Below are 15,364 nucleotides of genomic sequence, written 5' to 3'. Positions count from 1 at the left end.
GTCACGCCGGATCAGGGCCGAAGGCTAGGCGGCGCCGAGCTTCGTCAGGTCGAGCACGGTGAGCTGGCCGACCTGGGAGGCGAGGCCGGTGCCGAGCGTGCCCGCGTTGTGAATCACGTTGACGCTCATGGCGGTGGTCCCGGCGGGGATCGTCTCCTCGACGTAGAAGACGCCGGTGCCGCCCGCGCTGAGAGCGGCGACAGGCCGAACGCTGTTGGGGGTGCCGCCGGTGAAGTTGAGCTGGATGCTCAGTGTCTTGGTCGAGGTGCCCTGCTCGTGCAGGAACCGGCCGCAGAAGGCGATCCGGTCCCCGGGCTGCCAGGTGCTCGTGCCGGTGGCGGGCAGGTTCATGGCGAAGAACGCTTGGGCGTCGTCGGTGGACACCATGCGCTGCCAGTTGCCCAGCGCCGGGGCGGTGGCGGCGACGAGGCTGGCGGTGGCGTTGGCCGTCCAGGATGTCGAGTCGGCCTTGCCGTTGGCGTCGCCGTCGGTGAGGAACAGGGCGTTGGGGACGAGGTTCTTGCTCTCGCTGGTCTGGTACCCGGCCATTGGGGGTGTCCACAGGGGTAGTCGGGGTGCGAGCAGGTCGGCGAGGGCCTGGCCGAGCACCTTGTTCCCGGCGGCGTTGGCGTGGACCCCGGAGGCGTCGCGCAGCGCGGCCTGGATGAGGCCCGTGGCGGGGTCCACCAGGTTGGTGAAGGTCTCCAGGAGTGGCACCCCGACGTTGGCACACCAGGTGCGAAGCCAGGCGTTCGCCGCGTCGGTGTTGCCCTTGGCGCCGGTGCCATTCGGTGCGGCGGGGAGGACGGTGCCGAGCACCGGCAGCGCCCCGGCGGCCCGCACGCGGGACACCAGCTCCTTGACGTTGGCCTGGTAGGTGGTGAACGGCACCCCGTTGGTCGGGTTCATGTCGTAGGTGCCCGCCAGGTACACCACGACGTCCGGGTCGGCGGCGAGCACGGTGCCGAGGGTGGTGAGGTGCTGGGCGGTGGAGGTGGTGCCCACCCCGCCGTTCCACACGTACTGGAAGCGGGCACCGGACAGCCAGTGCGCCCATGACAGTGGCTCGGTGGGGGACAGCGCGCGGGGGCTGTTCGTGGACGTGCCGACGGCGTGCGACTCGCCGTGAATCGCCACCCGGACCCCACGGGTGACCGGCACGAAGGACTTGGCGATCGCGCCGAGGTCCGTTCCGGGGTCCCCGAGGTCCTCAGCGACGGCTAGCACAGAGGCCGCCCTCAGGGCGAGTGACGCCGGTGACGTCGGGTCGTCCAACTCGTCGACCGTGACGAAGTCCGCCGGGACCGGCGCGGGCGTGGCGGCGTTGTAGGCGTCGATCGCGGCCTGCACCTGCGAGGCGTCGATCAGCTGCCAGCCGTTGGCGGTGAGCCGCTGCGCGAACAGGCCCCCGTCGTCGGCCCACTGCGGCCAGCCGGAGGGGGACAGGTACCAGGCCATGCGGCTGAGGATCAGCGCCCGGGTGTCAGGCGGCCAGGGCGCTGGCCTGTAGCCAGGGCCGCCACACGGGCCGAGAGACCTGGCAGCTGTACCTCAGTGCGTCGCATCCGTGGTCGTCGACCTTCGCCGGCTCGTCCAGGCCCTTGGCTTGCTTCTTCTCGTCCCACACGTAGCCCAGGAGCTCCCGCTCGAGCTCCGGGGCGGCTGGCTGGCCGCGGTCGTCGGCGAGGAACAGCAGCCTTCGGGCGGCGAGCAGGGAAGACACGTTGCGGATCCCGTCGACGACGGCGTTCTCCGCTTCGACGAGGCCGGTCCAGCCGTCGTTGCGCAGCTGCCGCCGGAACGACGCCGCGGAGGGGTCGACGGCGGTCCGTTCGGGCCACACCGGGCCGGGCCGGGCGTCGGGGTGCGCACCGTCGGGGAGGGGCAGCCCGGCGCCAGCGTCCAGCCACGCCCGGATCCGCTCGGACTGCTCGGCGTCGGACAGGGACCGTTGGGCGCGGCCGTCGTGCCGCCACTCCCCGCACACGTACAGCCGCTCATCCGCCCCGAGGCCCAACAGGACGGCGTGGGTGGGGTTGGAGGTGCCGTAGTCCACGCCCATCCACCAGCGGCCCACCAGCAGGCGGCGGACCTGGCCCCAGTGAGCGCGGTGCACGCCGCCCGAATCGAGGTCGAGCATGTCGTAGATCGCGCCCTCAGCGGCGACCCACAGGCCCTGGACGAACCGCTTGTAGAACAGGCCCACGTTCTCGGCCTTGATCGCCGCCACGTAGTCGGCGGTGAGGGCGGGGTTGTCGTCGAGGGTGAAGTGCCAGGTGGCCATGTCGAGCTCGCCGGCGCGGTCGAGGTACTCGCGCTTGAGCCAGTGCGCGGGGCTGTCGGGGTTGGTGGTGGCGAACAGGCGGGCGCCGGGCACCGAGAGCCGGTACAGCAGCTGCCCCCAGAACGGGCGGGAGACGAGGGACGCCTCGTCGACGTAGGCCAGGGCCAGGGTCAGGCCACGCAGCCGACCCTCACTCCTCGCGTCGTTGGCCCCCATGACGTGCACCAGCCGGCCCAGGATCACCGCCGTGGGGGCACCCCGCGTGTACTGCACGGCGGAGGGGGCGAGGGTGCCGAACAAGTCGGCCATGGGGTCGATGACGTTCCGGGCGACGGTGTCCCGCGTCTTGCCGATGATCGCCACCGGTCCCTTGGGTCCGGTACGCAACGCCTCGAGGAACGCGATGATCGACGACAGGGTCTTACCGGAGCGGACGGAGCCTTCCCACAGGTTGATGCGGGCGCCGGCTTCCCGGATGGACTGCTTCTGCTTGGCCGACAGGTGAGCGGACCTCACCTGTCGGCCGCCACCGTCAGGTCTGGCGCAGGATCTTGTACGCCTGCACGAGCTCGTGCGCGGCCTGGGCGTGCGCCAGCGCGTGGGCTGCCACTGCGGCCCTGCCGGCGGTGTCCACGTTGGAGCGGATGGCGGACAGCAGCAGGTTCTCGACGTCGGACTGGGACGGGGTCGACTGGGTCATGCACCGACCGTAGCGTGACGTGACTCACCGTCGTCAGCCGCCCCGGATGGAGTCGACCAGGTCCCGGATCAGCCCCGCGGCCTCCTCCACCCCGCCCCCCATGTCCAGCTTCTCCAGGTCCGCGACCCGCTGCACCGCGATCCCCACACTCGTCATGATGTTGCGCTGCTGCTCGAACGTCGGCTGCGGCAGGTCGATCGAGTTGTGCGTGTTGTCCTTCCCCCCGAAGTTGTGCATCGTGCACGGCTGCCACAGCTGCGCCCGCAGTCGGTGAGCGTCCTCCACCAGCAACGACTTCAGCTCCGCCCGGCGGGCCGACGTGTCCGCGTTCCGGGCCTCCGTCGCGCGTTTCGTCGCCGTCCGGTCGAAGGCGCCGTCGATGCCTTCTTGGGTGGCGATGGTGGTGACGGTGGAGGGGGAGACGCCGTGTTCGCGGGCGATGGCGTTGCGTTGGCCGCCGGCGCGGATGGCGTCGGCGATCGCGGCGCGCTTGGCCGGGTCGAGGGGTGGGGGCATCAGCGGAACGCCGGACCGCTGGTGTCCAGCTCGTCCGTGGTCGGCAGCGGGTAGCGGCCGGTGCGCTGCGAGTCTCGGCGGAGCTTGCACACCTTGCGGTAGTGAGACAGCAGGTCGGAGGACCGCCAGCCCAGGGCGAAGAGCGCAGCAACGAGGAGGAGGGGCCAGACGGCGCCGGAGAGGTAGCCGGCGAGGAAGGTGGCGTGGTCCCAGCCCGCGCGGAATCCGTCGGTCATGCGTACTGGTCCAGTCTCTTGATCTCGTGGTGGGGCACGAGGAAGGCGCCGTTGGGGTGGTAGCCGCAGACGTAGTCCAGTGCCCGCGCGTACCGGCGTTCGGCAGCCAGCTCGCGGTGACGGGCCCTGTCCTCGGCGGTGCGGAAGTCGTCCTGGATGGCGGCTGGGAGGGTGGCCAGGACCTGCTCGTGCGTGAACACGCCGTCGTGGTCGCGCGGCACGAAGTTGGCCAGGCTCATGCGGCCACGGTGCGACCACCGGTGTCAGCCGGTCGCAGCAGGGCGTGCGCTGGTAGCCCGTCGGTGAACAGCACGTACTGGCCCGGGTAGGCGCGCCTGCGGCCGTGACCGAGGACCAGGACGAGCGCCGGTGGCGGGATGACGGCGGCCTTGCGGGCCGCGGTGCGGGCGCGCTGCTCAGCGACCCACCGGCGGTGCGCTTCGAGGCACGGGCGGCAGGCTTTGCCGTCGGGCCCGTCGGTGCAGCCGGCGATGTAGCGGGCCCGGGTGCCGTGCTGGGCGGCGCCGGGCTGCGGGTAGCCGTGCCGGCGGGCGATGCGCCTGCGGTCGGCGACGGTCAGGCCGCCCCACACGCCGTGCCCGATGCCTGCCTGCAACGCTTCGAGGGCGCAGGGGTGGCGGACTGGGCAGCGGGCGCAGACGAGGCGGGCGAGGGCGTGCTGGGTGGCCTGCTCCGCGGCCGTGAGGTGCTCGGGTGGATGCCATGGGTCGAGGTCGCGGCCGGAGATGCCTTGGCAGGCGGCCTGCCGCGTCCAGTCCGGGGGGCGGAGGAGAGTCGGGCTGCTCACTGGGTGGCGTCCACCAGTGCCGTCAGCTCGTCGTGCGGGAGCGGGGTGTGCACTCGGCGGAAGGTGCGGTCGTCGGGGACGGCGAAGTCCCCGGTGACCCGGTCGCGGGTGAGCCACTGGCCGAGCTTTGCGATGGTGAAGATGCCGCCCGGCCCGGCGGGCACCAGCAGCCCCCGCCCGGCCAACGCGGGGTGGCGGTGGGCGGACTCGAGGCCGTGTCCGCGCAACCACAGCTCGGCGGCGTGCAGGTCCCGGAGCTCCACCAGCTGCAGGGCCTCGACGGTGGACGGCTGCCGGGTCCACAGGCTGATGCCGGCGCTCACGCGGACGCCTGCGGGGTGTCGACGTCGTGGGGGCAGCAGTCCCCGAATCCCCACACTCGGATCGCGTAGCCCAGGCCGATCGCGGCCAGTGTCGCGATGGCGCCGGCCGTCCAGCCGATCAGATCCCTCACCAGAGTCCCCCTCCGTCGTTGCGGTCTGCTTCGACGGTGTCGCGGGGTGTGACAGGTCAGGGTTCGTAGTGGATGGGTGCCCGGTAGATGGCGGGTTGTCCGTCGGCGTGCCGGCCGGTGCTCTCGGGTTCGGTTCCGGTCAGGTGTTCGGCGATGGACTGGCCGAGGGCCAACGCCTGGTCGGCGGTGTCGTCCACCCGGTCGAGCTGCTCGCGGGGCGCGTAGACGGCGTACAGGGCGATGCCGAGGGCGGCGAGGGTGAGGATGGTCAGGGCGGCGAGCCACACCTGGGCGCCGGCGCTCACCGGTCGCCGTCCAGCGCGCGGCGGACCACGCTGACGTCGACATACGCCGAACTCTCGTAGCCCCGGTAGAGGGCGAGCACGTGCTCGACGCGCTTCACCGCCTGCCGGTCGGCCACCAGCGGCGCGAGTCCAGGCAGGGTGAGCAGTGAGTCGGCGCGCTCCCGCATGAGCTGCTGCTGCACCGGGTGCGCTTCGTCCCACGGCATCGCGGCGTTGGCCGGGTCGGGGTCCTGATCGCCGTCGTTCCATCGGTCGTTCCACAGCCACCGCGCGATCTGCTCCCGCAGTTCCTCCACACCCTCGGCGTTGTCACGCGCGCGCACATTCCCGCGGTCGGTATTCACGTCGCCGCCGGTCGGGTGTGAACTGTCGGCGGCCTGCCCGCCCGGAGAGACAGCGGGGCGGGTGATCGCCGCGTCGTTGTCGAGCTCGCGTTCGTGCGCGGCGAAGCGTGAGCCGAGACTCCCACCCCGAGAGACAGCGGGGCGTACGGGATGCCGCTGGTGGTTGCCGTCCATGCGAAGCCCGTACACCTCGCCCGCGTTGTCGGCCTCGGCTGCCGGGGCGGCGCTGTACCTCCGCTGATCGCCGCAGAGCTGGCACGTCCAGACAACTCCGCTGACCGACCATGAGCCGTGCGGACAGTCGGCCGGGCGGTACGGAAACTGCCGCTCCCCGTCCCGGGCGGTGATGGGCTCGTCGGCGATCATCGGTTCGCCTCGCGAGACTGCTCGGTCGGCTCGTACCGCTCGCCGTTCCAGTGCCCCCGGCCCTCGCGGCAGTTCGGGCACACGGCGTGCGTCGGGCACTCCGGCAGCGGCAGGCTGTGGAGCGCGGGCAGCAACTCGCGGTGGATGACGGCGTGCGGCGAGTACGGGCGGGCGTGCGGGGACAGCCCCACGGCGAGCAGAAGCGCCCGGACGTCGTTCTGCATCACGTCCTCCGGCGACTCCCAGGGGGCGACGCACTCGCTCGCCGGGTGAGTCTCGCGGGTGTCGCAGCCGCAGGTGCCGACGTTCATCGGACGACTCCGATCAAGCGTCCGACGAGCGACCACCAGGTGACCCGACACTCGGAGCAGCGAATTTCGTGGACAGCGGCGCGGGCGCGAAGGGGTAGACGGGCGCTCATGGCTTCTCTCCGGTGGGTTCGGTGACGGGAGGGGCGAGAGCGGGCCAGGTGAAGCCCGAGTCCGAGTGCTCGTGGTCGCCGTCGTGGCCGCTGCTGCGGGAGCACGAGAGCCAATCGCCGTAGGACTCCACGAAGTGCCAGTCCGGGGCGCGCTCCTCTTCGCCACACGGGTCGGGCAGGAAGTCGCCCAGGCCGACCGACTGGCGGCCCCGTTCCTCGGCGTCGGCGATGAGCCGGGACACCACGGGGGCCAGCACGTCAGCGATGGCGAGCCGCTGGGAGCGCGTGAGCATGGCGTAGGGCGAGGGGATGCGATTCCAGTCCCGCAGCGCCTCGGCCAGGAGGTCGCGCACGTCGTCTCCGGCGGTGCCAGGGGCGGCAGCGGGCCGGGTCACGACGACGCCCCGAGAGCGCCGCGCAGGCCGTCGGGCACCTCGACGCCGTGACGGGCCCACGCCTCGCGGATCTCCTCGACGCGGCGCTGACGGCGGGTCAGCTCTCGCTCTTCGTCGTCGACCAGGTCCCGCAGCTTCTCGACGATCAGCTCCTGCGCTGCCACGTCGGCCTCGTGGTCGGCGATCAGGGCGGCGACCTTGACCGGGTCCGGCTTCCAGTTCGGGTCGATGCTCACCGGGCACCTGCCCCGGGGTCCACGCCGAGCGCCGCTTCGAGTCGGGCCACGATGCGTCCGAGCCGGTACACGGGCACGTCGGAGCCGAGCGGGTAGGACGCCTCCAGCTCGGCGAACTCGCGGACGGCCTGGAGGAGCGGACCGAACGCGTTGTGCTCGGCGACAATCGCGGCGGCGTCGGCGTGGTCCTGGCAGTCGACAACGAGCCGCTCTTCGTCGCCGGAACGGCCGTTGTAGACCTCGCCGGGGTACTCCCCGTCAACCTCCCACCTGCCCGGTGTTGCGGCGTCGTGGGCGTGGTCGAGAGCGGCCAGGTGAGCGAGAACGGCGGCGGTCACGACTGGCCCCCGGCACGCTGAGCCTCACGCTCGGCGCGACGCTGCGTCTGCCGCTCGATCGCCTCGGCCCGCGTCGGGAACGACCGGATCCGCTTGGCGTCGATGCCCTGCCCGTTCAGCCAGTCCCACAGCATCTCGTCGAGGCAGTCGCCGGCGTCGAGGATCTCGCCAAGCTCGCGGACGACGTCGTCGCTGACGTGCCGCAGCAGGAACCAGATCGAGAACTGGTCGACCCACTCGGAGTGCTCGGCGATGTAGTCGTGCATCTCCTCCGGGGTCTTGCTGCTGAGCGACGGGTTGCTGACCAGATGCCAGGACAGGCCCCGCTGCGCCCACGCCCGGGCGGCCTCGGCACGCGCCCACTCTTCGGCCGTACCGGTTCGGTAGCCGTCCGGCTGAGCCATCGGGTGGGGGACCATCTCGTGGGGATAGACGATCGGCCCGGTCGGGGTGAGCGGCTCCTCGGCGAACGGGACACGCTCGTTGCGCGCCGCGTCGAACTCCGCAAGCTTCTCCAGCTCGGCCGGGGTGAACTCCTCCAACGGCATGGTCACGACGCGATCCCTTCGGTCGGTAGCGGCAGGTACAGCTGGCCGGGCCAGGCGGTGGTGCGGCCCCGGCCGGTGCGGTGGTCGAGGACTGCGATCAGCAGACCCCCGGTCGTGACAGACCAGCGGCGCTCCGCGCGCCACCCGGCCATGTAGACGCTGTTGCCGCGGCGGCAGTCCGGGCAGCGGCAGCCGGCGACGTAGCCGGACCGCTGCCCGTGCTGCGTGGCCCCGTGGATCGACGGCCGCGGCAGCCCACGACCGGCCGCGGCAGCCCGCCGCTCGGCCGGGGTGAGGCCACCCAGCACCCCGTGCGCCTCCCCACGCGCCAGGGCGTCGTCGAGGCACACGTCGCGCACCAGGCAGCCGGCGCACACGCTCTTGGCCTCCGCCACGCCCGCGGGGTGCTCGGCGAACCACAGTTCCGGGTCCGGGTACGTGGCGCACCGCCCGCGCAGCTTCCACGCCTCCAGGTGCCGCAGCGACGTCACGAGACACCTCGCTCGGCCGCGACGATCAGCCGGCCGATGTGCTCGGCGACCTGGGGGACGACGGCGTTTCCGAGGGCTCGACGTCGGTCCACCCCGGGAGGGAACCCCATGAGCCACTCGACGAACTCCGGATTCGGTGGACCACCAAGTGCGTCGCCGAGATCGACTGAGGTCTTCGAGTTCGCCATGCGCCGGATTAGTGCCGCTTCGCTCAGCCCCCCACGGGCACCGTCCTTCGCCTTCGGGGTGGGCAAGGATGAACAACCGGCGACGTGGGTGTGGGGCGCCCATCTCGCAAGCTGAGACGTAGCCAGCCCGTGGCCGGTAGCCGATGGCTCGGAGATCGGCGAGGACAAGAGCAAGTCCTCGCCGTCGCAGACCGGGCACGTTCTCGGCAATGACCCACGTTGGGCGGAGCTTGTCGACGACATCGCGCATGGGGTCCCAGAGCCAACGGGGGTCGGCCTGCGCCAGCCGGCGGCCCGCATCGGAAGTCGGCTGGCAGGGGAAACCTCCGGCCACAACATCAACTCGTCGTCGGGGCTGGGATCGCCACCAGTCGACTGCTGTGCGGACGTCGTCATGCTTCGGTACCTCCGGCCAGTGCTTTGCCAGCACGCGCCGGCAGAACGGGTCGATCTCGACTTGCCCGACGGTGGTCATCCCGGCCCGCTCCAGGCCGAGCTCAAGGCCGCCGATGCCGGCGAACAGGGACAGGACGTTCATGCCGCCCGCCCGTCGGCGCCGAACAGCACCACGTACCCGTCGACCCGCAGCAGCACCGTGCGGCCGTCCCGCAGCGTGCAGGCCCGGGAGACGGGGTCGGCGCCGGAGCCGAGCAGCCAGCCCTGCTCCATGGCAGCCACCCGGTTCCGTTCGATCCAGCCGTGGCATCCGCGGGTGCCGTTGCCACACACCGCGAGGAGGTTCGCCGGGTCGTGGATGTCCACCGCGCGGGTGCCGCCCATCCGCCTCGGCCGGCGGTGGTGGATCGACCGGCCGGTCACGTTGTCGAACCAGCCCGCGCGCAGCCGGCACTCCGCCGTCGCCCCCACCTCGCACCGGTCCCCTGAGCGGGCGTACACGGCGTGGCGCACCCACAGGGGCATGTCGGGGGACTTCGACGGCTTGGGCGGTGTCTGGCGGGGCCCGCGGGCCTTCCGGGCGAGGGGCTTCCCCCGCTTCAGCGGCTTGCGCTTCACCGGGCACCGTCCGCGAGCTCGGGCCGGTGGCCGCGCTTCTCGGCGAGCACCTCACGGGCCTTCGCCAGCTCCGCCTGGGCGACGGCCGACGGGGCGACCCGGCGGGGCGGGGGGCCGTCGACCAGGGCCGGCCACGGCCGCCACCCCGCACGCAGCAGGTCCTCGACCAGCCGCTTCGCGGACTCGGCCGGGTGGGGGACACCGAGCTCGGTGAACCGGTCGGCGATGCGCTGCTCGGTCTTGGCGACCATCGCCGCCTGCTGCGGGGTCATCGGGGTTCTCCCGCGACGCGCGCGTTGCTCACGTAAGACGCCCTCTCAGGGTGAGTAGTTCTTCCGTTAGTCCCGTCCCGTCCCGTAGGAGTCGCGGCCGGGACGGCGGTGGGAGTCGCAGATGGGAGTCCCACGTGGGATCGCAGATGGGAGGTCATCGGACGGCCCTCAGCCCGTCGGCCGGCCGCTTCCAGCAGCCGCAGGACTCCCCGTGGTGGCGGACGCAGTTGCCCTTGCGGCTGGCCTCCCGCTTCTTGCCGCGGATCACCTCCGACGTCGACGACGCCTGCTGGTACTCGTCCCAGCCGTGGATGAACCAGCCGTCGTCGGTCTCGTCCCACAGGCCGACCGCCACCAGTGCGGTGGCGTCAGCGCGGCGGCCATGCACCCGGGGCAGCGCGGCCGCGGGGATGAACCCGTCGGTTCCATGCCGGCCGGAGTAGGCCAGCCCGCAGCAGTAGACGAACGCGGCGGCCTGGCCTCCGCGGCGGGCGATCAGGGCGAGCACCTTCGGGTTGTCCGGGAGGTCGGTGTCGAACCGGATCCACGGCAGCCCGGCCATCAGGCCGCCTCGACGTCGGCGTGCAGCCGGGTCTGGTGCCGCCGCAGGGAGTCCTCCTGCAGCACCTCACCGCAGTCCCGGCAGATGGTCAGCCGCCGGCCCGGAGTGAAGCCCTCCCGGGAGGGCACCGGCCCCTCAACGGTCCAGGCGAGCAGGTCCGCCGGGCGGGCGTCCGGGTCGACCATCGCCGCCAGGACGATCGCCAGCCGATACAGGTGCCCGGGGGAGAGGGGGGCGAGGATGGCGGCGACGTCGTCGGGCCCGTAGTCCCGCACCGTGCCGACCAGCTCTGCGGCGATCGGCACCAGGTCCTCAGCGAGGCGCTCGTCGGTCACGCAGCACCCCGCTGGGTGCGGCGGAGGTGGCGTCGACGCTCGTGCTCGGCCAGCTCGGACCAGGGGAGCCACCCGTCACCGTCGCAGCGAGTGCACTCCCGACCGCAGCCGTCGCACTCCCCGGTCGTCCAGCAGTCCGGGCACTCGACCCGCGGGTCCGCTGGGCTCTCCTCGGCAGGCTGCTCGCGAACGGCCAGCTCCCACGGGTGCGGAGAGTCGACCTCCAACAGCGCCCGCCACGCGGCCCGCTCGTCGGGCAGGCTGCTGGCCAACCACTCGCCGGTGTGCTCGTCGAGCACTCCCCAGCGGGGGGCTGCAGCCGCAGTGGCCTGGTCGAGCGGGGCGCTCACGCCGCACCCCGTCGGGCGCGCTGGGCCGACCGGATGCGCTGCACGGTTCGGGAGCTGATGCCGAGCTCCCGGGCGATCTCCGCGGCGGACATGCCGTGCGCGGTGAGAGTGCGGATCGCCTCCTGCGCCTCGGCCGTCGTCCACCGGCGCGGCCCGCGCACCTGACGCCGGATCGGCGTCACCTCCGCGGGGCGCTCGGCAGGCTCAGGGGCCACGGCAGGCCGTGGCTGGCGGGCGCGGCGGCGTTGTGCCTGTTCGGTGGCGTACTGCTTGCGGCGTGCGTTCAGGGCGCGCCGCTCCCGCTCCGACAGCCCGCCCCACACGCCGTGGCGCTCGTCCCGCTGGAGCGCGAAGTCGAGGCACGCGGCCTTGACCTCGCACAGGCCGCACAGCTTCTTCGCGTCCTTCGTGCTGCCGCCCTTCTCCGGGAAGAACAGCTCGCTGTCGACCTGGGCGCAGAGGGCATCGTCCCGCCACGACCAGCCCTCGTCGTCGAGGCCGAGCAGGGCGGCCAAGTTCCGAACCTGGGCCGGTGTGTAGTTGGTTGCTGACTGAGCGTGCTGGGCTGTGGGCATGGTTCGGCCCGTCCCCGTTCGCTGCACGGTTTTCCCCCTTGGGTGAGCAGCTACTTCGCGGTCTAGGAGTGGTGGCCCGGCGCCGGACGACATACGTCCGGCGCCGGGCGGTTCGGTCAGCGGGCGGTGGCCGGCATCAACTGCAGGCGGCGCGCGGCCAGCGCCTCAGCCACCAGGGCATCGGCCTCCGCGGTCGGCTTCACCGTCAGCGTCGGTGACCCGGTGCGGACCTCGACGCCCTTCACCTCGAGCAGCTCCGAGGTCTCCGGGTCGACCCAGCCGCCGTCGGCCTTCACCGACGCCAGCAGCGCCTGCACGAACGCCGGCCGCACGCTGCGGGTGGTGATCACCTCGCTGGGGCAGTGCTCCTCCACCCAGGCCAGCAGCGCCTCGGGGTCGACCACCGAGGCGGTCTCGCGGGCCTTGGTGAGCTGCACGAACCCCAGCAGTGACTCCTTGTCGGCCGGGTCGAGCAGGCCGGAGTAGCGCTCGCCGACGACCAGCTCGGCGCACATCTCGTCCCGCAGCTTCCGGTCCTCGACGGCGATCCAGTCCTTGAGGACCCGCAGGGCCAGGAGGCGGGTGGCGCGGTCGTGCGCGGTCAGCGCCGGGGGGTTGACGGTGGCGGTCATGCCTCCACCGCCTGCGGGGCGTAGCCGGCCGGGTAGGTCGGCAGCTTCGGGCGGCCGCAGTACACGGCCAGGTGGACGCGGTAGCCGTCGACGTCCAGCCGGCCCTGCCGGGTGTAGTTGCCGCTCCCGTCGGCCAGTGACGGCGGGAACCCGTAGGCGTCGGCCAGCATGTTGACGGCGGCCGTGTTCTGCCTGGGGATCTGCACGGACACGTGGAACTCCCCGGACGAGTAACGGGTGAGGGAGACGTTCACCGGGCTCAGGTCGTTGAGCGCGCAGTCCTGGGTGATCTCGTTGAACACGTCGAGCAGCGCGTCGCGGTGCTCGAGAGCGGGGTTCGTGGTCGGGGTGGTCATGCCGGCTGCTCCTCAGCGGTCGTGGTGCGGTGGGCGTTCTTGAGTTCCTCGCCGCGGGCCCGGATCAGCTCGCCGAGGGTGGTGGTGTCACCGGTGCCGTCGATGACGGCGGCACCGTCCAGGCGCTTGCCCTTCACCTCGCGGTACAGGGCGCCGAGCTGCTCGAAGGTGACGTGGATGTCGAGGGCGTCGTCGCGGTACTCCAGGGCCGACTTCGGCGGCACCCCGTCGCCGACCCACTTCGCGATCTGCCGCCCGAACTCGCCGTCCGGGCGGCGCACCACCGCGTCAGCGAGCGGGAGGATGCGGGACTTCGACACGACGAGGGTGTGTTCGAGGTCCATGTCGCCGACCAGGTCGAACTCGTACTCGATGCCTTCGCGCTGCTCCGGCTTGGTGCCGATCTTGCGCGGCACCTTCTTGCCCTTTTCGTTCTCCTCGATGACCCACTCGGTCTTCGTGCGCATCGTCACCACGACGTGCCCGGGGTAGCCGAGGAGCGCCTCGATCATCTGGCGTTCCATCGGGCGGGCTTCCTTCCACCCGCCGAAGGAGTTGCCGCCAGCGGAGCGCTTCGCGGCGTTGTCGACCTGCTCCAACATGCCCCCGGACCCCATCCAGAAGTGGGAGAGGGAGTCGACGACCACGCAGCCGTAGCCGGCGGCCCCGGCGGCGGCCAACGCCTTGACGAGGTCGCGGGGGTCGAAGTGGGTCATCTCGAGGACGTCGAAGGTGAAGCCGTCGTCGCCGGCGTACTTCTTCGCCGAGCCGCGCTCGGTGTCGATGACGGCGACCCGGTCGGCAAGCTCGCGGGCGGTGGTGAGGGCGGTCCAGGTCTTCCCGGACCCGGACGGGCCGGCGAGGGCGATGCGGGCGAACGAGCCCTCGCGGGCGGCGGGGGTGAAGGTGAAGCTCATCGGTTCGCTCCGTAGGTGGAGATGTTGTGGACGCCGTCCCAGGTGATGAAGACGTCGCGGGTGAGAAGGCCGAGGAGGAGGCCGGACAGGATCACCGCGGGCCAGAACGCGGCGGCGGTGGAGGCGCGCAGGTGCGCGGCGGCGGGGGAACGGCGCAGACGGCGGACCGTGCGGCGGACACCGGATCCGGCCCGCGGCGACAGCCGGGCCGGCAGGGGGCGGCTCACAGCACGTCTCCCAGGCCTCGCGAGGTGACGAAGTCGACCTCGCCCCAGCTCAGTGTCTTGTGCGGGCCGATCTGCTGCTGCACGGCGTCGGAGACGATCCGCTCGAGGTACTCAGCGGCGTCGGCTTCGGCGCAGTCGGCGTCGACGTTGTACGTCTCGGCGTACTCGTCGACGTCCACCTCGACGACGACCGTCACCTCGATGCGGGCGCTCATGCCGCACCGCCGGTCATGCAGCCGCGGGGGCACTCCACGATCAGCCCGTCCGGCTGCTGCCAGCCGCCCTGCCCGTGGCAGGACGTGCACGGCGCCAGACGGTCAGCGGCGGCCCGCATCGTCGCGGCCACGTGCGCGGCGTCCCGGGCGCACCGGTCGTTCCACAGGCCGATCAGCGGCTCACCGGCCGCCTGGATGCCCTCGGGGTCGAACCGGTCGAGCAGCTCGTCGTGGACGTACGCCTCGAACGCCTCGATCGCGGCCGTGGCCAGGGCGCGCCGGCCGTCGAGAGGCAGCGCGTAGGGGTCGCCGTCCTGGTCGTCCGGGGCCACGATGAGGGCGATCAGGCCACCGGAGCAGCGGCAGCCCGTAGCCGGGTCACGCCAGAACTCCTTGCCCCACGCTTCGGGATGGGCGTCGAGATGATCAGCGGCCGCGCGGAGAACCGCGTCGGCGGTGAGGGTGGGCATTACTCTCTCCTTCTTGTCGGGCTCTCCCCCGGTCTGCCGGGAAGCGGGTGGGGGAGGGCTTGGCCTTGCAGGGGTCAGGCGTCCGGCACGTCCAGCGGGTTGCGTGCGACCCAGGCGCGGCCGGCGTCGGTGGCCACGTAGGCGGCGCGGCGGTCGCGGACGTCGCCGGACTTGCGCACCCAGCCGCCGCGCCGCTCGAGCTCGGAAAGGCGCGGGGCGAGGGAGTACAGGCCACCGGTGGGCTCCCCGAACAGCCAGGCGTACTGCTGGTACACCTCGAGGGCGGTTAGGCCCGTCTCGCCGGCGGTAGCGACCAGCTGGAGCACGCGGCCGCGCAGCTGGCCCGCCTTCGGGGTGATCCGCTGCTGCGCGGCGGCCTCGGTCGCGGTGGCGTGCAGGTGGGCCTGTGCGTACGCCGCGGTCGGGGCGGTCACGCCGACGCCTTGACGGGCATCTCGATGGACTTGATGTAGGCGTCGATGTCCTCGTCGGAGACGCGGGTCTTGGTGCTGCCGGGCTTGGCGGAGATGTTGTAGCGGCGCAGCTTGCCGGCGGCGATGAGGTCGTAGACGTGGGGCCGGGAGCAGCCGAGGCGGGCGGCGGCCTGGGGGATGGTGAGTAGGCGGAGGCTCACGGGCACTCCTTTCCGGTGAATGGTGTCTACACCGACACCTCACACCTTGATGATGCGTCAAGGTGGTGCAGTGGCGGAGTGGACGGGGCTGGCGGAAGTGGTGGCAGCGTCCGAACCGGCGGGTTTGTCTGCTGTCGGAATCGACACTAGACGACACCTTCGACAACGCGCAAGC

At 72.1% G+C, this 15,364-nt stretch carries 31 protein-coding genes and 1 pseudogene; all 32 read right to left on the bottom strand.

Annotated elements, in window-relative coordinates; all coding sequences use genetic code 11:
- Window positions 1–24 precede the first annotated feature (24 nt).
- The 32 genes and pseudogenes from CHB94_RS03575 to CHB94_RS03435 all read right to left on the bottom strand — a co-directional run bounded on the left by CHB94_RS03575 (window position 25) and on the right by CHB94_RS03435 (window position 15,189).
- Window positions 25–1,458: an SGNH/GDSL hydrolase family protein gene (locus tag CHB94_RS03575; RefSeq protein ID WP_089335224.1), complete on the bottom strand. Its 1,434-nt coding sequence runs from the start codon at window positions 1,456–1,458 to the stop codon at window positions 25–27.
- 25 nt (window positions 1,459–1,483) lie between these two features.
- Entirely contained in the window at window positions 1,484–2,800 is a 1,317-nt protein-coding gene (locus tag CHB94_RS03570; protein ID WP_089335223.1) for a PBSX family phage terminase large subunit, read from the bottom strand.
- Window positions 2,801–2,816: 16 nt separating this feature from the next.
- Window positions 2,817–2,984, bottom strand: a complete 168-nt coding sequence (locus CHB94_RS24955) for a hypothetical protein (RefSeq protein WP_176445398.1) — start codon at window positions 2,982–2,984, stop codon at window positions 2,817–2,819.
- Window positions 2,985–3,017: 33 nt separating this feature from the next.
- Complete coding sequence (locus tag CHB94_RS03565) at window positions 3,018–3,500, bottom strand: hypothetical protein (RefSeq protein ID WP_089335222.1); 483 nt, start codon at window positions 3,498–3,500, stop codon at window positions 3,018–3,020.
- A complete protein-coding gene (locus CHB94_RS03560; protein ID WP_089335221.1) occupies window positions 3,500–3,736 on the bottom strand; it encodes a hypothetical protein in 237 nt (78 codons plus the stop codon). The genes CHB94_RS03565 and CHB94_RS03560 overlap by 1 nt, the downstream gene beginning before the upstream one ends.
- Entirely contained in the window at window positions 3,733–3,975 is a 243-nt protein-coding gene (locus tag CHB94_RS03555; RefSeq protein WP_089335220.1) for a hypothetical protein, read from the bottom strand. The genes CHB94_RS03560 and CHB94_RS03555 overlap by 4 nt, the downstream gene beginning before the upstream one ends.
- Window positions 3,972–4,544, bottom strand: a complete 573-nt coding sequence (locus CHB94_RS03550; RefSeq protein WP_176445397.1) for a WhiB family transcriptional regulator — start codon at window positions 4,542–4,544, stop codon at window positions 3,972–3,974. Before CHB94_RS03550 ends, CHB94_RS03555 begins: the two co-directional genes overlap by 4 nt.
- Window positions 4,541–4,867, bottom strand: a complete 327-nt coding sequence (locus CHB94_RS24950; RefSeq protein ID WP_176445396.1) for a hypothetical protein — start codon at window positions 4,865–4,867, stop codon at window positions 4,541–4,543. Before CHB94_RS24950 ends, CHB94_RS03550 begins: the two co-directional genes overlap by 4 nt.
- Window positions 4,864–4,998, bottom strand: coding sequence for a hypothetical protein (locus tag CHB94_RS25965; RefSeq protein ID WP_254920374.1), 135 nt, complete (start codon window positions 4,996–4,998; stop codon window positions 4,864–4,866). Before CHB94_RS25965 ends, CHB94_RS24950 begins: the two co-directional genes overlap by 4 nt.
- 56 nt (window positions 4,999–5,054) lie before the next feature.
- Window positions 5,055–5,303 (bottom strand): hypothetical protein, encoded by a 249-nt coding sequence (locus CHB94_RS24945; RefSeq protein WP_089335218.1) that lies wholly within the window; start codon window positions 5,301–5,303, stop codon window positions 5,055–5,057.
- On the bottom strand, window positions 5,300–6,013 hold the full coding sequence (locus CHB94_RS03540) for a hypothetical protein (protein ID WP_089335217.1): 714 nt from the start codon (window positions 6,011–6,013) through the stop codon (window positions 5,300–5,302). Before CHB94_RS03540 ends, CHB94_RS24945 begins: the two co-directional genes overlap by 4 nt.
- A complete protein-coding gene (locus tag CHB94_RS03535; protein ID WP_089335216.1) occupies window positions 6,010–6,324 on the bottom strand; it encodes a hypothetical protein in 315 nt (104 codons plus the stop codon). Before CHB94_RS03535 ends, CHB94_RS03540 begins: the two co-directional genes overlap by 4 nt.
- A gap of 106 nt (window positions 6,325–6,430) precedes the next feature.
- Window positions 6,431–6,829, bottom strand: coding sequence for a hypothetical protein (locus tag CHB94_RS03530; protein WP_089335215.1), 399 nt, complete (start codon window positions 6,827–6,829; stop codon window positions 6,431–6,433).
- Window positions 6,826–7,065 (bottom strand): hypothetical protein, encoded by a 240-nt coding sequence (locus CHB94_RS03525; protein ID WP_089335214.1) that lies wholly within the window; start codon window positions 7,063–7,065, stop codon window positions 6,826–6,828. Before CHB94_RS03525 ends, CHB94_RS03530 begins: the two co-directional genes overlap by 4 nt.
- Window positions 7,062–7,403, bottom strand: coding sequence for a hypothetical protein (locus CHB94_RS03520; RefSeq protein WP_089335213.1), 342 nt, complete (start codon window positions 7,401–7,403; stop codon window positions 7,062–7,064). Before CHB94_RS03520 ends, CHB94_RS03525 begins: the two co-directional genes overlap by 4 nt.
- Window positions 7,400–7,957 carry a hypothetical protein gene (locus CHB94_RS03515; RefSeq protein ID WP_089335212.1) on the bottom strand — a complete coding sequence of 186 codons (558 nt, stop codon included), beginning with the start codon at window positions 7,955–7,957 and terminating at the stop codon, window positions 7,400–7,402. The genes CHB94_RS03520 and CHB94_RS03515 overlap by 4 nt, the downstream gene beginning before the upstream one ends.
- Window positions 7,954–8,442, bottom strand: coding sequence for a WhiB family transcriptional regulator (locus CHB94_RS25960; RefSeq protein ID WP_089335211.1), 489 nt, complete (start codon window positions 8,440–8,442; stop codon window positions 7,954–7,956). Before CHB94_RS25960 ends, CHB94_RS03515 begins: the two co-directional genes overlap by 4 nt.
- Window positions 8,443–8,736: 294 nt before the next feature.
- Window positions 8,737–9,168: pseudogene (locus tag CHB94_RS26650) on the bottom strand (DNA cytosine methyltransferase); the annotation flags it as partial.
- Window positions 9,165–9,644 carry a hypothetical protein gene (locus tag CHB94_RS03500; protein ID WP_089335210.1) on the bottom strand — a complete coding sequence of 160 codons (480 nt, stop codon included), beginning with the start codon at window positions 9,642–9,644 and terminating at the stop codon, window positions 9,165–9,167. The pseudogene CHB94_RS26650 and the gene CHB94_RS03500, both read right to left, overlap by 4 nt.
- Entirely contained in the window at window positions 9,641–9,916 is a 276-nt protein-coding gene (locus CHB94_RS03495; RefSeq protein WP_089335209.1) for a hypothetical protein, read from the bottom strand. The genes CHB94_RS03500 and CHB94_RS03495 overlap by 4 nt, the downstream gene beginning before the upstream one ends.
- A 154-nt stretch (window positions 9,917–10,070) precedes the next feature.
- Window positions 10,071–10,478, bottom strand: a complete 408-nt coding sequence (locus CHB94_RS03490) for a hypothetical protein (RefSeq protein WP_089335208.1) — start codon at window positions 10,476–10,478, stop codon at window positions 10,071–10,073.
- Window positions 10,478–10,813 carry a hypothetical protein gene (locus tag CHB94_RS03485; RefSeq protein WP_089335207.1) on the bottom strand — a complete coding sequence of 112 codons (336 nt, stop codon included), beginning with the start codon at window positions 10,811–10,813 and terminating at the stop codon, window positions 10,478–10,480. Before CHB94_RS03485 ends, CHB94_RS03490 begins: the two co-directional genes overlap by 1 nt.
- Entirely contained in the window at window positions 10,810–11,163 is a 354-nt protein-coding gene (locus tag CHB94_RS03480; protein ID WP_089335206.1) for a hypothetical protein, read from the bottom strand. Before CHB94_RS03480 ends, CHB94_RS03485 begins: the two co-directional genes overlap by 4 nt.
- Window positions 11,160–11,678 (bottom strand): WhiB family transcriptional regulator, encoded by a 519-nt coding sequence (locus CHB94_RS26930; RefSeq protein ID WP_438264915.1) that lies wholly within the window; start codon window positions 11,676–11,678, stop codon window positions 11,160–11,162. Before CHB94_RS26930 ends, CHB94_RS03480 begins: the two co-directional genes overlap by 4 nt.
- Before the next feature lie 176 nt (window positions 11,679–11,854).
- Window positions 11,855–12,370, bottom strand: a complete 516-nt coding sequence (locus CHB94_RS03470) for a hypothetical protein (RefSeq protein WP_089335204.1) — start codon at window positions 12,368–12,370, stop codon at window positions 11,855–11,857.
- On the bottom strand, window positions 12,367–12,726 hold the full coding sequence (locus tag CHB94_RS03465; protein ID WP_089335203.1) for a hypothetical protein: 360 nt from the start codon (window positions 12,724–12,726) through the stop codon (window positions 12,367–12,369). The genes CHB94_RS03470 and CHB94_RS03465 overlap by 4 nt, the downstream gene beginning before the upstream one ends.
- A complete protein-coding gene (locus CHB94_RS03460; RefSeq protein ID WP_089335202.1) occupies window positions 12,723–13,643 on the bottom strand; it encodes an ATP-binding protein in 921 nt (306 codons plus the stop codon). Before CHB94_RS03460 ends, CHB94_RS03465 begins: the two co-directional genes overlap by 4 nt.
- On the bottom strand, window positions 13,640–13,870 hold the full coding sequence (locus tag CHB94_RS03455; RefSeq protein WP_089335201.1) for a hypothetical protein: 231 nt from the start codon (window positions 13,868–13,870) through the stop codon (window positions 13,640–13,642). Before CHB94_RS03455 ends, CHB94_RS03460 begins: the two co-directional genes overlap by 4 nt.
- Window positions 13,867–14,085: a hypothetical protein gene (locus CHB94_RS03450; protein ID WP_089335200.1), complete on the bottom strand. Its 219-nt coding sequence runs from the start codon at window positions 14,083–14,085 to the stop codon at window positions 13,867–13,869. The genes CHB94_RS03455 and CHB94_RS03450 overlap by 4 nt, the downstream gene beginning before the upstream one ends.
- A complete protein-coding gene (locus CHB94_RS03445) occupies window positions 14,082–14,555 on the bottom strand; it encodes a DUF6197 family protein (RefSeq protein ID WP_089335199.1) in 474 nt (157 codons plus the stop codon). The genes CHB94_RS03450 and CHB94_RS03445 overlap by 4 nt, the downstream gene beginning before the upstream one ends.
- A gap of 74 nt (window positions 14,556–14,629) precedes the next feature.
- On the bottom strand, window positions 14,630–14,989 hold the full coding sequence (locus tag CHB94_RS03440; RefSeq protein ID WP_089335198.1) for a hypothetical protein: 360 nt from the start codon (window positions 14,987–14,989) through the stop codon (window positions 14,630–14,632).
- Window positions 14,986–15,189 (bottom strand): helix-turn-helix transcriptional regulator, encoded by a 204-nt coding sequence (locus tag CHB94_RS03435; protein ID WP_176445394.1) that lies wholly within the window; start codon window positions 15,187–15,189, stop codon window positions 14,986–14,988. Before CHB94_RS03435 ends, CHB94_RS03440 begins: the two co-directional genes overlap by 4 nt.
- Between the last annotated feature and the right edge of the window lie 175 nt (window positions 15,190–15,364).

This window comes from Blastococcus mobilis (genome assembly GCF_900188025.1).
Classification (GTDB): domain Bacteria; phylum Actinomycetota; class Actinomycetes; order Mycobacteriales; family Geodermatophilaceae; genus Blastococcus_B; species Blastococcus_B mobilis.
Note: the sequence above shows the minus strand (reverse complement) of the source record. Positions and strands in the feature narration are given on the sequence as shown.

Bases quoted from the DNA above. Each gene is read 5' to 3' on its own strand.
- CHB94_RS03575 (WP_089335224.1), bottom strand. From the start codon at position 1,458: ATGGCCTGGTACCTGTCCCCCTCCGGCTGGCCGCAGTGGGCCGACGAC.
- CHB94_RS24955 (WP_176445398.1), bottom strand. From the start codon at position 2,984: ATGACCCAGTCGACCCCGTCCCAGTCCGACGTCGAGAACCTGCTGCTG.
- CHB94_RS03565 (WP_089335222.1), bottom strand. From the start codon at position 3,500: ATGCCCCCACCCCTCGACCCGGCCAAGCGCGCCGCGATCGCCGACGCC.
- CHB94_RS03560 (WP_089335221.1), bottom strand. From the start codon at position 3,736: ATGACCGACGGATTCCGCGCGGGCTGGGACCACGCCACCTTCCTCGCC.
- CHB94_RS03555 (WP_089335220.1), bottom strand. From the start codon at position 3,975: ATGAGCCTGGCCAACTTCGTGCCGCGCGACCACGACGGCGTGTTCACG.
- CHB94_RS03540 (WP_089335217.1), bottom strand. From the start codon at position 6,013: ATGATCGCCGACGAGCCCATCACCGCCCGGGACGGGGAGCGGCAGTTT.
- CHB94_RS03535 (WP_089335216.1), bottom strand. From the start codon at position 6,324: ATGAACGTCGGCACCTGCGGCTGCGACACCCGCGAGACTCACCCGGCG.
- CHB94_RS03495 (WP_089335209.1), bottom strand. From the start codon at position 9,916: ATGACCCCGCAGCAGGCGGCGATGGTCGCCAAGACCGAGCAGCGCATC.
- CHB94_RS03490 (WP_089335208.1), bottom strand. From the start codon at position 10,478: ATGGCCGGGCTGCCGTGGATCCGGTTCGACACCGACCTCCCGGACAAC.
- CHB94_RS03470 (WP_089335204.1), bottom strand. From the start codon at position 12,370: ATGACCGCCACCGTCAACCCCCCGGCGCTGACCGCGCACGACCGCGCC.
- CHB94_RS03465 (WP_089335203.1), bottom strand. From the start codon at position 12,726: ATGACCACCCCGACCACGAACCCCGCTCTCGAGCACCGCGACGCGCTG.
- CHB94_RS03460 (WP_089335202.1), bottom strand. From the start codon at position 13,643: ATGAGCTTCACCTTCACCCCCGCCGCCCGCGAGGGCTCGTTCGCCCGC.
- CHB94_RS03450 (WP_089335200.1), bottom strand. From the start codon at position 14,085: ATGAGCGCCCGCATCGAGGTGACGGTCGTCGTCGAGGTGGACGTCGAC.
- CHB94_RS03445 (WP_089335199.1), bottom strand. From the start codon at position 14,555: ATGCCCACCCTCACCGCCGACGCGGTTCTCCGCGCGGCCGCTGATCAT.